The sequence below is a fragment of the Ruminococcus sp. genome (assembly GCF_017650195.1).
GTDB lineage: Bacteria > Bacillota > Clostridia > Oscillospirales > Ruminococcaceae > Ruminococcus.
This window is the reverse complement of the sequence record NZ_JAGCFH010000035.1, coordinates 13,173-28,003: the sequence shown is the minus strand read 5'-3', so window position 1 is coordinate 28,003 and position 14,831 is coordinate 13,173. Positions and strand designations below refer to the sequence as shown.

Sequence of the window (14,831 nt, the reverse complement as noted above, 5' to 3'; positions counted from 1 at the left end):
AATTTGTGATATTCTTATTATATCTCATTTTTGATACAAATGCAATATTTCTGATATAATTTCTTAATGCCATTGATTATAATAATCACAAGAAAGATACAAAATAGAACAGCGTTTATGGAGGCGTTTATATGGCAAAGGCAAATGATCTGACAAACGGAAGCGTTACTGCGCTTATCCTCAGATTCTACTTTCCCATGTTACTTACAAATATGCTACAGCAGATGTACAGCATAGTTGATACAGCAATAGTCGGCAAGGGTCTCGGCGATACAGCTCTTGCGGCTGTCGGCAATATCGGTCCTCTAACATTTCTTATATTCGGATTCTCCATGGGACTAGCTAACGGTTTTTCGGTCGTTATCGCGCAGAGCTTCGGCGCAAAGAATTATTCAAAGCTCCGCCGCTCAGTTGCTTCTTCATTTCTTCTTTGCATGATGATAGCAGTGATACTCACTGCACTGAGCGTATCATTCCTTAAATCTGTACTGCACATTATGCGGACAGACCAACTAATAATGCAGGATGGTCTGATATACGGATACTGTATATTCGGCGGACTGACAGCAACTATCGCCTACAATCTATGTTCCTGTATACTCAGGGCACTCGGTGACAGCAAAACGCCATTCATAGCTATAATAATATCCACAACTGTAAATATAATCCTCGATACTTTCTTCATCTTCGTACTGAAAACAGGAGTTGAGGGTGCTGCGGCAGCAACTATAATATCACAGATAGTTTCCTCGTTTATATGCTGGCGCAAAATACGCAAGATCGATGTACTTGAAATAAACAGTAATGATTTCCACGGAAACGGCAAGCTATATATAGAGCTTTTCAAAAACGGTCTGCCAATGGCTCTTATGAACTCTATAACCGCTGTTGGCTGTATGGTGATACAGTATTTCATCAACGGTCTCGGAGTAGCTTATACTACGGCATACTCAGCCTGCAGCAAGTTCACAACTCTCTTTATGCAGCCGGCTTGTACCTCAGGCTTTGCCATGTCAGCCTTCACCAGTCAGAATTACGGCGCAGGCAAGTTCAGTCGAATACGCGAAGGACTCCATGTATGTCTTGCTATCGCCACAATATCTTATGTAATCCTCGGTTCTCTGATGGTATTCTTCCCCACAAGGCTCGCCGGAATCATGGTGAGCGGCTCTGAACCGATAAGTATAGCCAAAACTTATCTGCCGATATGCGGAATATGCCTCATAGGAGTGAATTATCTATTTGTATTCCGCAACGGCTGTCAGGGCTTTGGCAAGCCCCTTGTACCTATGATATCAGGAGTTCTTGAAATGGCTCTAAGGATAGGTGTAATCGCCTTACTAATCCCCATTGTAGGATTCAGAGCCACAGCTTATGCAGAGGCCTCAGCATGGATCGGAGCAATGATTCTTAATATGCTTGCGTTTGAGTACAATCTTAAAAAAAACCTCAGTCGTCCTGCCATAAAGCATAAAAAAATCATTAATGCTGCATGATCCTCGACTGATCCGCAGTCGATTTCCATATCACTCCTCACCTCCGCTGTCTGCTTTCTCTCGCAGACAGCATTTTTTTGCAATTTGAGCTTTAGACGGACTGCCTGATAAGACCCTGCGGTTAACCAGAGTTAACTATGCAAAAAGTTTATTCGTTCTTTCAGATCGCGCAGCAGCGCGATTTACGAATTTTTTTATCTTTGATTTATCGGTTGAATTCAAAAAGAACACTTTCCCTATTGACAAATCCTCTAAGTTGTGATATATTAATCATATGAACAAGTATTCATATATGAAAGGACAGTGATCTTATGGAAAAGGATTTTTCTGTAATCAATCTGGACTGCGCACACTGCGGCGCTAAAATAGAAGCTGCAATAAATAAGATAGATGGCGTTGAATCGGCAACACTTAACTATCCTCTGAAAAAAATCAGGATCAGAGGCGATATAACCGATGAACTCGTCGAAAAGATAAATACAGTCGCTAATTCAATAGAAGCGGGCGTGGTCATCTCTCCTGCCGGGCATGAGCACCACCATCATCACCATGAGCATTCACATCATCATGGTCACGATGAAGAATGCTGCTGCGGTCACGATCACGAACATGAGCATAACCACCATGAACATGAGCATATTGAAAAGAATTCTCTACCTGCAGGTGAGCTTTTCACTATTGTAGCAGGGATATTATTATTCACAGCTGCTGTCATATCCGGCAGAGTTACTGATATAAAGCCTCTTGCCATCGCTCTGTATGCCGCTGCATACCTCGTACTCGGATACAGCATAATCATTGCAACTATCAGGAATATCAGAATAAAGAACTTCTTTGACGAGAATTTTCTCATGTTCATTGCTACGGTAGGTGCCTTTGCTCTCGGAGAGTACGCCGAAGCAGTCGGAGTCGTCCTGTTTTTCAGGATAGGCGAATTATTTGAGGACTATGCCGTTTCAAGAAGCCGCAGGGCTATTACTGATGTCGCCGCTCTTAAAGTGGAAGAAGCGGAAGTTATGCGCAATGGTGAATTCGTGCATATCAGCTCAGACGACATTCAGATCGGAGACATACTCAGGATAAAGGCAGGAGAACGTATCGCTGCTGACGGTATTATAGAATCGGGAGAGTCAAGGATAGACACCTCAGCTGTAAACGGCGAACCGGTACCGTTGTCTGTCCGCAGCGGTGACAGCGTACTTTCAGGCTGTATAAACCTCTCGGAGACATTAACGCTGCGTACTACTGCCGCCGCCGCTGACTCAATGATATCCAGGATAGCGGAAGCGGTCGAGAATGCGTCAGCCTCCAAGCCTCATATCGACCGTTTTATTACCCGTTTCGCAAAGATATATACTCCTATCGTCATAACAACAGCTCTTCTTACAGCGATAATCCCATCCCTTGTTACAGGCGAATGGAGCAAGTGGATATATTCCGCTCTTACCTTCCTTGTAATCAGCTGCCCCTGCGCACTTGTACTCAGCGTACCGCTTGCGTATTTCTCAGGTATAGGCGCTGCTTCCAAGCTTGGTATACTCTTCAAGAGCGGAAGTGCCATCGAAGCTCTCGGCAAAATAAAGGCCGTTGCATTTGACAAGACAGGAACCCTTACAAACGGCAGCTTCGATGTTACGGATATAAAATCCTACGGCAATATGAGCGAAAATGAACTTCTCATGCTTAGCGGCAGCTGTGAACAGTGTTCGACACACCCTGTTGCCGAAAGTATAGTAAGCCACTGCCACATTAATGGTATTGAGCTCATCTCTCCGGAAAAATCAGCAGAAAAAGCCGGACAGGGAGTTACAGCCGTAATAGACGGCAGATGCGTGCTCTGCGGAAATCACCGTCTTATGGCAGAAAACGGCATAGCTCTTCCCGCTGATGATATACCTTCCGGCAGCGTCGTATATGTAACAGTCGACGGTAAAGCAGAAGGCAGGATAGTTGTTTCCGATACGATAAAGAAAACCTCCGCATCCGCTGTTTCAAGACTTAAAAGAATGGGTATAAAGACATTTATGCTCACCGGCGACAAGACCGAAAACGCTTCGGCAGCAGCAAAGAATATCGGCATAGATTCTGTCAAGGGAGACCTGCTCCCCGACGGTAAGCTCGCTGAGATAGAGCGTATTCGCAAAGAGACCGGACCTGTGATGTTTGTTGGCGACGGCTTCAACGACGGACCTGTACTTGCAGGAGCAGATGTGGGCGGCGCAATGCAGAACGGTTCAGACCTTGCCCTTGAAGCCGCGGACGCTGTATTCATGAATCCGGAGCCGGAGTCAGTCGTAAAAGCCAAAAATATCGCTGACAAAACGATGCGCATAGCTTACGAGAACATTATATTCGCACTGACTGTAAAGGCGATAGTCCTGATACTCGGACTTATCGGACATCCCAATATGTGGTTTGCTGTTTTTGCAGATTCCGGAGCGGCAATGCTGTGTATACTAAACTCAGTCAGGGTCCTCAGCACAAAAAAGTATTGACATAATACCTACCTGATATGTTATAATAGAACAGATCACCGAGCTCATATTTCGGGCTCGGTGTTTTTTTATAAAATCATGTAACGCTTTTATTCCTCAGGGTACTAATATACAGAAGCTTCTGAAATCAATGAAAGGAGGACGGCGGATGAATAAGGAGATCGAAGACTATTATCAGAAATACGGTCAGAAGGTCTATGCATATCTTATAAGTATATGCCGTGAACCTGACACAGCACAGGATCTGACGCAGGAAACATTTCTTCAGGCTCTGCGCTCCCTTAACAAGTTCGACAACAAATGCTCAGTCTGTACATGGCTCTGCCAGATCGCAAAATTCCTCTGGCTGAAGGAGCTGAAAAGGCGCAAATATCATCCGTCCGTATCCAAAGAGCTTGATATCGCGGAACTCGATATCAGTATCATTCCCCCTGACGACCAGATAGAGAGTGCCGACACAAAGATGTACGTACTCAGACAGATACACGAACTGCCCGAACGTGAAAAAGAGATACTGCTTCTCAGAGCAACAGGAGCTATGTCATTTGAAGAGATTGGTCAACTTTTCGGCAAGAACGCAAGCTGGGCAAGAGTAACGTACTATCGTGCAAAGCAAAAGCTCAGAAAGGAGTAACATTATGAGGTGTGAGATAATAAAAGACCTGATTCCTTTATACTGTGACGACGCACTCTCTGAAATCAGCAAAGAAGAGGTTGAAAAACACATTGCTGAATGCAGTGAATGCAGAAAGGAGTATGAGGATATGAAAAACGGCGATATAAAGATCAATACATCTTCTCAAAACATAGAACCCATGAAAAAAGTAAAGAAAAAAATGCGGCTCACAAAAATACTGTTCGGACTTATACTGGCTGTCGCAGTTCTTCTCGGAACAACCTATGAGCTTCTCTGCGCACATCCGAGACTTGCAAAGTCCGACCAGATATCATTTATACCTGAGGTAACGAATTACGGAATAAAATATGAATATCCAAATCCAGATGAAGACGAATTTCACCCATTTGTTGTTGCGGTGCGCAATAAGGAAGAAAAAGATGTCAGAATAGACAGAGCAAACAACTGTGTATACGTAGGCGATGAAAAGCTCCTTGACGATGACGGCAAGCCTGTTCCCGCAAACGGAAAAGTTGTCCCCTGGGGCAACATACGTGTCGGAGTCCATGTTAATACCGGGTTCCAAGTTGCAAAAGAAAAAATAGAAGAAACATCACGCAATGAGAACAACATACCCAATTTTATAGTGGAGTTAAGGCCCTGCCTGCCGTTCAGACAGGATATGCATAATTGCATCTACGACCCTGTCACTGCGTATTTTGATTATCCGCTTGAACACCTGACATTAGATACAACACTTACAATTCGCTGCCGTGATAGAGATATACCGTTCAGACCTTATGCGTTCAGCGGTCTGATAATCGAAGATTAGGGCTTCGACCTTTATCAACATCTTATATATGCAATTTAAATATAATGATTCAAGATGTGAAATAATATTTCAACATATTGTTGAAACAGATGTTAAAAGTAATGCTCCCTTGAAAAAGGGAGCATTTTTTTAATAAAACGTAGCTACAGGCTGTTCGGGAGCAACTGCCTCTTCAACAGAGCTTACAAGCAGCAGCGGACCTTTTCCGCGGTAGAGCTTGTGCTTCTGCACGCTTATTCTGCCGGAAACATTTATCCACGTCTTGTTTGCAGGCTCATTTCCGTCATCCACCTGAGCCGCAAGCCAGCAGTACTGTATATCCTCGACACAGCAGGTCATTATATGACGTCCTACTGCAAAGGTGTTCTCAGGGAACTTGTCGTTTTTAGCGGTAAGAGCCTTGAAATGAACGATCTTTCCGTCATACTTTGCAGGCTCCTCCATGATATCCCTATACCAGAGAGCGAAATCCTTGTCCTCTATGGTTATTTCATCGGCTTCCACATCAAACGGGAGCGGATCCTCTATATCGTCGTAGGCAACTCTACCGTCGGTATACTCATATACTATCTCAGCACGTCTGCTTACGCCTCTTACGATCTTGTGATACTCGTTGGGATCGAACTTCTCGCTGAAACGGTTGAATATCACCATTTCAGCCACATTCAGCTTATCCACCACAAGACTTCTCATATTGGCATTGTAATTGCTGAAGGTAGTCGCGTCCACAAAATACATGACCTGAGCGATAGTTGTCTCGTCGGGCATTGCCTTGTAGAAGTCGTCCATGAGCCACATTCCGTTATACTCCACAACAACGCGCTCTGCGCCGCTTTCTCTGAGAAGCTTTGTGAAGTTCTCCATTGTGAACTCCGACTTGTCATCAAAAACATGAGTTATGATGTTTTTCTTTGGCATACGGGAGATATCATACTCCTCCACGCCTTCCTCGCATATAAGCAGCAGGGTCTTCTCGCCCTTGTTGAAGCGCTTGTCCTCAAGGGTCTCCTGTATGAACTTTGTCTTTCCGGCTTCAAGGAAACCGAGAAAGAGGTATATCGGTATTACATCATTCTGATCCGGCACGTTGAACGCTCCTTTCGGTCAGGCCTTGAAAAGCTCTGATATAGCTTCCTCGTTTATCTTTGAACCGATAACGCAAAGCCTTCCGATAGTGCCTGCGCTTCCGGTACGTACATCGGGTATTCCCGGTACATAGTCATAGTGTATCCACTTACCGTCAGTACCTGCAACAATGCCCTTTGCACGGAGTATCATACCGTACTTTTCCTCATCTCCGAGAGCTTCAAGAGCGGACTGTATCTCCTCAGGAGTATAAGATCTTGTAGTTTCCCTGCCCCAGCTTGTGAAAACTTCGTCAGCATGGTGATGGTGATGTTCATGATCGTGGTCATGATCGTGACAGCCGCAGGTGCAATCGGGACCGTGATCGTGGTGATGTTCATGTTCCTCGTCATAGTCATGGTGGTGGTGTTCATGCTCTTCATCGTGGTCATGGTGATGATGCTCATGCTCTTCATCGTGGTCGTGATGATGATGCTCATGCTCCTCATCGTGGTCATGGTGATGATGCTCATGCTCTTCGTCATGGTGGTGGTGATGATCGTGATGTGCAGCCTCTTCAAGAAGCTCCTTGAGTTCATCATCAAGTGTATTCTTCTGAGTCATCGCGTCAACGAGCTGCTTGCCTGTGAGCTCATCCCACTCTGTAGTAACGATAGGAGCGGAAGGATTCTTCTCGCGGAGGCTCTTTACACAGTCGTCAAGCTTATCCTGCGAAAGACCGCTTGTGTGGCTGAGTATGAGACAGCTTGCGTAAGTAATCTGGTTATCGAAGAATTCGCCGAAGTTCTTCATGTACATCTTGTACTTCTTGGCGTCAACAACTGTGGTAAAACCGTCAAGCTCAACATCATGAGCGTTGATGTTCTGAACCGCGCGGATAACATCACTAAGCTTTCCTACGCCTGAGGGCTCAATAAGGATACGGTCGGGAGCATAGTCCGCAAGCACCTTTTCAAGAGCCTTTCCGAAATCGCCCACGAGACTGCAGCAGATACAGCCTGAGTTCATTTCAGTTATCTCAACGCCTGCGTCCTGCAAAAAGCCGCCGTCAATGCCTATCTGTCCGAATTCGTTCTCGATAAGCACGAGCTTTTCGCCCTTGTAGCCCTCCTGTATGAGCTTCTTTATGAGAGTGGTCTTTCCCGCACCGAGAAAGCCTGAGAAGATCGTGATTTTTGTCATGTGAACAACACTTCTTTCATATTTTAGATTCAAAGAATATTATATCACACTGACAAAAATAAATCAAGCCCCGAAAGGACATAAAAACGGCTGCCGCAGTTGTGGCAGCCGGAAACAACATATTTATTCAACAGCTCCAACGGAAGAAATAACTTCTGTAAGAAGGTTTGCAGGGAGCTGCTCATATCTTACGAAATCAAAGGTGAAGCTTCCGAGACCTCTTGTGGTCTGACGGAGATACATAGCAAAGTCATGCATCTCACGCATTGGAACTTCTGCCTGGATAGCGGTATTGCCGCCGCCCACAGGCTCCATTCCGAGAACTCTGCCCCTGCGCTTGTTGAGCTCACCCATTATATCACCGGTATTATCATCCGGAGCAGTTACCTTGAGCTCACCGATAGGCTCCAGCATAACAGGGTCAGCCTGTCTCAGACCTTCCTTGTACGCTATAGAAGCAGCAGTCTTGAACGCCATTTCCGAAGAATCTACAGGGTGATAGGACCCGTCAACAAGTATAGCCTTAAGTCCCACAACAGGACAGCCTGCAAGAACGCCCTTTCTAACGCTCTCTTCAAGACCCTTCTGTACAGCTGGAAAGTAGTTCTTGGGTACGGCTCCACCGAATATCTTTTCCTCGAATACGAGTGTATCGCTTACGCATGGCTCAAACTCTATCCATACGTCTCCGAACTGACCGTGACCACCGGACTGCTTCTTGTGTCTTCCCTGTACCTTGACCTTCTTGCGAATAGTCTCCTTATAGGCTATCTTAGGAACCGTCAGGTTTACGTCAACGCCGAATTTGCTCTTTAGCTTGGCAGCTGCAACTTCGATATGCTGTTCGCCAAGACCGCTGAGAATCTGCTCCTTTGTAGTATCGTCCTGAACATAAGTCAGAGTAGGATCTTCTTCTATAAGTCTCTGTATACTTGTCGATATTTTAGCCTCGTCGCCCTGAGCCTTTGCCTTTACAGCCATAGAGTAGCAGGGTCTCGGGAATTCCATTCCGCCAAACTCGACTACCCTTGAATTATCAGAAAGTGAATCTCCTGTATTTGCGGATATTTTTGAAGCAACTACAATATCTCCTGCAAAGGCAGCCGGAACCTCTGTCTGCTTCTTACCGCATAGAGTATAGAGTTTACCAATCTTCTCGCTTGAACCTGTTGTTGAATTAATCACTTCAGAGTTGGAGGAGAGCTTGCCCGACATAACTCTAATGAAAGACATTTTACCTACAAAGGGGTCGGCAACCGTCTTGAACACATAAGCCGAAAGCGGATCTTTCACGTCGCATTCTATCTCAACGACATCCTTTGTTGCTGTGTATGCCTCGGCAGGGTATACCTCGTTAGGCGATGGAAGCAGCAGCTCTATCTCCTTAAGAAGCATATCTATGCCTGCAAGGTCAGCAGCAGACGTGCATACGACTGGGGTTATGATACCTCTGTTCATACCGTCGTGTATACCGTCTATGAGCTCCTTCTGAGTAAAAGTTTCACCCTCGAAGAACTTCTCCATAAGCTCCTCTGAGGTCTCTGCAACAGCCTCTGAAACAGCAGCTACAAGTCCATCAACACGATACTCGAACTTTTCCGATATCTCTGCCGTAGGCATCTCCGTTTCGATAGGATTGCCCTTGTTATCATATTTATAGCACTTCATTTCTATGAGGTTTACGTACTCAACGATAGCGCCATGGCTTACAACAGGAACTACAACAGGGCATACGGTAGGACCAAACACTGTCTTGAGCTCTGTGAGAACATTAAAGAAATTAGCGTCCTTATCGTCAATCTTGGTGACAACGAACATCTTGGACTTGCCTTGCTTCACTGCCTCTTCATAAGCCTTTTTTGCGCCAACCTTTACGCCGGACTTTGCCGATACAGTTATCATAACGGTATCCGAAGCTCTTATACCCTCTATCATTTCAGCAGCAAAGTCAAATAATCCCGGTGTATCAAGAATATTTACCTTGAGGTTGTTATATTCAAAGGAAGCAAGAGACGTACCGATTGATATCTGTCTCTTGATCTCCTCAGGATCATAATCACAAACAGTAGTGCCGTCAGCAGTCTTGCCGAGACGGTCAGAAGCTCCTGCTTTGTATAGGATCGCTTCAGCAAGAGAAGTTTTTCCCGAGCCGTTGTGACCAGCAAATGCTATGTTTTTTACCTTGTTTACATCATACTCTTTCATGACATAGTTTCTCCTCTTATTTGGTTTATCCGTCTTATATCCACGGCATACAAATATTATAATTCATTAATAAAAAAATTGCAATACTAACATAAAATTTTCTACATTTCATAATATACCGCTAACATTTTGTTGTGAACAATCACCAAAATTATCTACTCCGCATTTATCAAAAAGCTTTACTTTTCCTAATGCGGAGAAAGTACTGAAATATGCTCCTCCCCAGATAAGTCCGTAAAACAGCATATTAAATGGGCTGCTCTCCGAGGCATCAGTTAACATGAAAAACATTTCTCCTGCAAACATCGTAATATAAGCCAGTATTACGGGAAAAACCAGTGTTCCACAAAGTACCATCCGTGCACCTGTAACTCTTGTTACCTTGATGAACCGACTGCAATTTCCAAAAATGTTGCTCGCATAGTAAGAAACTACTATCCCATAGAAGCCTATACGAGGTATCAGTATCAACACAGCAGCGATACGTATGACATATTCCATAAAGTAGTTCCCCGAGGAGAAGCTTTGCAGCCCCAACCCCTTTATAAGAGCTTCAAGCACTATCTCCATATATATGAAAGGCACAACCGGAGCTATAATAGTTATCATTCTGCCTGCTAGCTCACCACCGCCGAGTATCTCCCCTATCGCTCCGCCGAACCTCATCAGAAAAGCTGCCGAGAATACCGAAAACATCAGCGTCCATGCCTTGATCCTCTTTGTAAAGTATCTTATCCTTATTTGTTTTTTTGCAGCCCTTGCTCTTGCGGTTTCACTTATTATTATACCCGACATCGAGCATAATATAACTGATGGAAAGAAAAGTGTAGGCAGGACTATAGCTTCAAATATTCCGAACTTGCTCAGCGCCTCCCCTGCCGAATCGCCATACTGCCTCAGACACACAGGTATAAGCGCGTCATTTGTGCTGCTCAGTACAGCCGTAAGTATACTGCCTCCCATTATAGGAAGGCAGTATCCAGTGTACTCCCGAAAGCTCAAACTACATCGTCCGTTTTGCCTCTGTCTAAGCATAAGGTATGCTATAACAAGCAGTAGAAGAGACGAGCTATTGCATGCTATTATGCTTCCCACAAGTATCCCACACACTGTTTCCTCCGTTACATTATTAGATAGCCCAGTCATTATCACTATCACAGCCGATTTTACCGCAAATCCGGTTATATCGCATGCCGCAGTGACCGCAGCCCTGCGGCAGGCATTAAAGTACCCCTTAAAGCAAGCCGACACCGATCCCGTGACTAGAGCAACCGGCATGAAACGCAGGGCAGCGATCATTCCGGTGCCGCTGAAGAATCGCAGACTGATAGGCTCAGCAAGAAAGAATACAGCAGCGGATGTAGCGGCGCTCAGAAGCAAACACAGTCTGATACCGTATCCAAGTATACCCTCGGGATCTCCTCCTGTTTTTCCAAACTCCTCTGAAACCAGTCGACTTATGCAGAGAAACGCGTTGCCGTTTGACAGAATACCTGCAATTCCAAGAAAGGACCCGGTAAGGCTAAGTATACCTATGGCGGAGGCGCCTAGCTGCTTTGTAATAAATACATTCAGCAGAAGAGCCGCCGAATCAAGAAATAGTTGCATCGCTGTCAGTAACGCCGTATCACGGACTATCTTGCTTTTTATTATCATAGCATCCTCCATTGTTTACTAATGCATTTTATGGAAGAAAATGATGAAAAATGACAAAACGGACAGCAAAGCTGTCCGTCAATTAATAATGCACAAAAATCGTATCCTATATTTGTACTTGTCTACAAAGTTCAAAATACTTTTTAATATTTAATAGTTTTCCTATTGAATGTCAGTCCATTCCAAAAACTTTATAGAAGCGGCAGTAAATTTGCAGAAGCAGAACTACGGATTCCCTCTCATCTTTTCTTGTAAACAATGAGTTCGGGAGCTTCTCCGTCTTTGACATAAGTACTTACAAGGAGGAATTCCTTGTTTGCCAGTATGCCGAAACAGCGACCGTCGCTGGACTCACTTTCCAGTTGATTGCCGAGGTACGTTGCACCATCATCCAGAAATCTCACGCTGTTTCCGTTAGGAAGTGGGTATGCTAGGTTAACGTAGCTTCCTACTAAAGCATTTAGACTTTCCACCCTTGGCATTCCATTGATGTTCAGAGCGTTAAATTCGTCTATGAGCTGCTTTTTAAACCTCTCGAACTCGCCTCCGTCAGCAAGCTCCTTGTGATTCTTCCAGTAATTTAGCTTGGGAAGCATATCCTTCATGTACGCGCGAACTTGCTCCTCTGTATGGCCTTCACCGGTCATATTCTTTACGCATACCTCTATTAGCTCGTCCATATCATGATAGTTATATTGACCGTCAGCATAGCACCATTTGCAGTACTCCTCATTGAAGGAACCATCTGTCTCCCTGCTTACAGCAGCGTCCTCAAGAGGCATACCACAGCACTGACACACAAGCTTTCTCGGCGAGCCTAGGATTGTATTTATAGATACGTCAAACAGTTGAGAGAGTAGCTTAAGAGTTTCAGTATTGGGTACGGTCTCGCCTGTCTCCCAGCGTGATACAGCCTGACGTGTAACATAAATCTTTTTGGCAAGCTCCTCCTGTGACATACCTTTTTGTGTTCTCAGTTCAAGTATGATATTTTTTGTATCCATATTCATCACCTCAACTACATTATATCACAGTAAGCCATAAATGCAAGCAACTGTCTGTTGCTTTATATAAGCTAATAGCATTTAGGTGCGGACACATGATAACTGTGAAGTTATCACGGCCGACAGCACACCTCACGTCAACTACTCTCTACTATCTAATTTCTACTTATTTTCTAAGCAGTCTGTCAAGCATTACCTGCCTGCATTCCTTTTCGAGATCATCGTTGAGAGGTTCGAGAGCGATATGTTCCTTTTCTCCCCTGTTTATACAGTACTCTATCATATAGTCTGATATCTCGGGATTCTTCGACAAACATGGGCCATGCAGATATGTTGCTATAACATTTTTTTCGCAGTAGCCCTCAGCCTCGCTCTTTGAGCAGTTGCCGTTTCCATACAGTACCTTTCCGAAGGGAGTTTTCACTCCTTGTGTCTGACCACCGTGATTTTCAAATCCCACCACCTTCACAGGCTTGCCAGCAATATCGGTCTCAATAACTATATTGCCTATACAGCGCTTCCTTCGGCTGTTTGGAGCAACAGTGAAATAATCGAACAATCCTAGACCCTTTATTTCGTTCCCGTCAGCATCACGATAGTATTTTCCCATGAGCTGATATCCACCACAGATAAGAAAAAGGAATGTGCCCTTTTTATATGCGTCGATTATCCCCTCCCTGCATTTAAGCAGATCAGCTGAGATATGCTGCTGTTCAAGGTCTGCTCCGCCGCCTATATATATAAGGTCGTAAGAGCTGAAATCTGGTATTTCCGAATCAATGGAGTACTTGTCTATCTGACAGTCGATTCCCCTCTTTTTGCAGCGGAAGGAGAATACCTCCATATTACCGCTGTCGCCGTAAAGGTCAAGCATATCGGCATACAAATGTATTATCCTGACTGTTTTCATTTTTTACCTCCATGCTTTGCGATATAGCGCTTAAGGGCGCTTCTTGTTGGCTGGACTGCAGTATAGTTGGCAATAACGAACTTTCTTCCCTCAGTGCTCGCAAGCTCCTCAACCGCCTTATCAAGGTCGGGACGAACTACTATTTTAGCCGGGTCGTAGCCTGCCGTCTTTATGCGGACAGCTATATCGTAAGCCCTCGTGCCCGAAGTCACTACTCTTGTTACACGCTCAAATATACTGAAATTGATATCGTATATCCACGATACGTCTAGACCATCGGCAATATTGTCGTTGAGCACGAAAAGCAACTCCTTCTCTCCCTGCATCTCGTTCATGACGCGAAGCGTCATATTTGCTCCCACGGGGTTCTTTGCAAGATTGAGAGTAGCCTTGCTCTTTCCAAGCATGAAGTTTTCCATACGTCCATTTTTCACGGTATAGCTGTTGATAACACCGTCGGTTATCTTCTGATCAATATCATAGAGCTTTGCCGCAGCCGCAACAGCGGTCATATTGTAGATATTGTAGATACTGTTCAGTTTGGGCGAATAGGTATGACCATCCGCAGTGAACACAGGCTTTTCAAGGTCGATATCCTTTGCAGTGATATATGGCTCATGGCTACCGAAACCACACTTTTTACAGATAAACTTTCCGATGTGTGAGTACTGATAGTACTCGTATTCAAGAGGCTCTCCGCAGAATGGACAGAAGCGTCCCTCCGAGGCTTCAAATATCTTCTTTGTAGCAAAGGCGTAGGGCTCCGCATGAAAGTATCTAACGTTCTTATTACCTGGATTAGCCCTGCCAAGACGAGCAGTATTCGGGTCGTCGCCGTTGAGGATAAGATTGCCCTCAAAGGTCTTACAGAAGCCGTTTATCTTCTGTATCAGTGTCTCCATTTCGCCATTTCTATCAAGCTGGTCGCGAAAGAAGTTCAGCACCACAAGAGTATCCAGCTTCAGCTGCGAATATACCACTGGGACGTGAGATTCATCAGTTTCAAGTATCAGCATATCAGCCTTTACTCTTCCCGACATATCACAGTATTTCAGAAGCATGGAGCATATACCCGTATCCAGGTTATTGCCCTCCTTGTTGATGATTATCTTCTTTCCGCTGCGCTCAAAAAGCTGAGCGATACAGTTTGTTACGGAAGTCTTTCCGTTAGTTCCTGTTACCGCTATTATAGGGCAGTCAACCTTGAACATGGATACCGCCTTATGCCCTGAAAGATGCCACAGAACGATACCCGGAAGGTTTCCGGCGTTCCTGTGCAACAGTTTCAGGAGCTTAACTATGATTTTTCCTATTAGTATCAGAATACGTTTCAATTTAATTCTCCAAAA

Annotated in this window: 11 protein-coding genes; 4 read left to right on the top strand and 7 right to left on the bottom strand. The window is 44.7% G+C overall.

From position 1 onward, the window contains the following. Positions 1 to 131: 131 nt before the first annotated feature. The 4 genes from J6U00_RS01540 to J6U00_RS01525 all read left to right on the top strand — a co-directional run bounded on the left by J6U00_RS01540 (position 132) and on the right by J6U00_RS01525 (position 5,439). Positions 132 to 1,496 carry an MATE family efflux transporter gene (locus J6U00_RS01540; RefSeq protein WP_296577926.1) on the top strand — a complete coding sequence of 455 codons (1,365 nt, stop codon included), beginning with the start codon at positions 132 to 134 and terminating at the stop codon, positions 1,494 to 1,496. Positions 1,497 to 1,807: 311 nt separating this feature from the next. Then, positions 1,808 to 3,991 (top strand): heavy metal translocating P-type ATPase, encoded by a 2,184-nt coding sequence (locus tag J6U00_RS01535; RefSeq protein WP_296577924.1) that lies wholly within the window; start codon positions 1,808 to 1,810, stop codon positions 3,989 to 3,991. A 148-nt stretch (positions 3,992 to 4,139) separates the two neighbouring features. Beyond that, positions 4,140 to 4,625: a sigma-70 family RNA polymerase sigma factor gene (locus tag J6U00_RS01530; RefSeq protein ID WP_296577922.1), complete on the top strand. Its 486-nt coding sequence runs from the start codon at positions 4,140 to 4,142 to the stop codon at positions 4,623 to 4,625. Between the two features lie 4 nt (positions 4,626 to 4,629). Beyond that, entirely contained in the window at positions 4,630 to 5,439 is an 810-nt protein-coding gene (locus J6U00_RS01525; RefSeq protein WP_296577920.1) for a zf-HC2 domain-containing protein, read from the top strand. A 129-nt stretch (positions 5,440 to 5,568) separates the two neighbouring features. On the opposite strand, the gene J6U00_RS01520 is transcribed toward J6U00_RS01525, so the two are convergent. From J6U00_RS01520 to J6U00_RS01490, 7 genes are all read right to left on the bottom strand, one after another. Continuing rightward, complete coding sequence (locus tag J6U00_RS01520) at positions 5,569 to 6,525, bottom strand: GTP-binding protein (protein ID WP_296577919.1); 957 nt, start codon at positions 6,523 to 6,525, stop codon at positions 5,569 to 5,571. 18 nt (positions 6,526 to 6,543) lie between these two features. Beyond that, positions 6,544 to 7,707, bottom strand: coding sequence for a GTP-binding protein (locus J6U00_RS01515; RefSeq protein WP_296577917.1), 1,164 nt, complete (start codon positions 7,705 to 7,707; stop codon positions 6,544 to 6,546). 123 nt (positions 7,708 to 7,830) lie between these two features. Continuing rightward, complete coding sequence (gene fusA, locus J6U00_RS01510; RefSeq protein WP_296577915.1) at positions 7,831 to 9,912, bottom strand: elongation factor G; 2,082 nt, start codon at positions 9,910 to 9,912, stop codon at positions 7,831 to 7,833. Between the two features lie 108 nt (positions 9,913 to 10,020). Further along, on the bottom strand, positions 10,021 to 11,568 hold the full coding sequence (locus tag J6U00_RS01505) for a polysaccharide biosynthesis C-terminal domain-containing protein (protein WP_296577913.1): 1,548 nt from the start codon (positions 11,566 to 11,568) through the stop codon (positions 10,021 to 10,023). A gap of 239 nt (positions 11,569 to 11,807) precedes the next feature. Then, positions 11,808 to 12,572 (bottom strand): zinc ribbon domain-containing protein, encoded by a 765-nt coding sequence (locus J6U00_RS01500; protein ID WP_296577911.1) that lies wholly within the window; start codon positions 12,570 to 12,572, stop codon positions 11,808 to 11,810. Positions 12,573 to 12,738: 166 nt separating this feature from the next. Beyond that, positions 12,739 to 13,482: a glutamine amidotransferase gene (locus tag J6U00_RS01495; RefSeq protein ID WP_296577909.1), complete on the bottom strand. Its 744-nt coding sequence runs from the start codon at positions 13,480 to 13,482 to the stop codon at positions 12,739 to 12,741. Next, positions 13,479 to 14,816 carry a Mur ligase family protein gene (locus J6U00_RS01490; RefSeq protein WP_296577908.1) on the bottom strand — a complete coding sequence of 446 codons (1,338 nt, stop codon included), beginning with the start codon at positions 14,814 to 14,816 and terminating at the stop codon, positions 13,479 to 13,481. The genes J6U00_RS01495 and J6U00_RS01490 overlap by 4 nt, the downstream gene beginning before the upstream one ends. Between the last annotated feature and the right edge of the window lie 15 nt (positions 14,817 to 14,831).

Coding starts and splice junctions, on each gene's coding strand:
- J6U00_RS01540 (WP_296577926.1), top strand. CDS start 132: ATGGCAAAGGCAAATGATCTGACAAACGGAAGCGTTACTGCGCTTATC.
- J6U00_RS01535 (WP_296577924.1), top strand. CDS start 1,808: ATGGAAAAGGATTTTTCTGTAATCAATCTGGACTGCGCACACTGCGGC.
- J6U00_RS01530 (WP_296577922.1), top strand. CDS start 4,140: ATGAATAAGGAGATCGAAGACTATTATCAGAAATACGGTCAGAAGGTC.
- J6U00_RS01525 (WP_296577920.1), top strand. CDS start 4,630: ATGAGGTGTGAGATAATAAAAGACCTGATTCCTTTATACTGTGACGAC.
- J6U00_RS01515 (WP_296577917.1), bottom strand. CDS start 7,707: ATGACAAAAATCACGATCTTCTCAGGCTTTCTCGGTGCGGGAAAGACC.
- fusA (WP_296577915.1), bottom strand. CDS start 9,912: ATGAAAGAGTATGATGTAAACAAGGTAAAAAACATAGCATTTGCTGGT.
- J6U00_RS01505 (WP_296577913.1), bottom strand. CDS start 11,568: ATGATAATAAAAAGCAAGATAGTCCGTGATACGGCGTTACTGACAGCG.
- J6U00_RS01500 (WP_296577911.1), bottom strand. CDS start 12,572: ATGGATACAAAAAATATCATACTTGAACTGAGAACACAAAAAGGTATG.
- J6U00_RS01495 (WP_296577909.1), bottom strand. CDS start 13,482: ATGAAAACAGTCAGGATAATACATTTGTATGCCGATATGCTTGACCTT.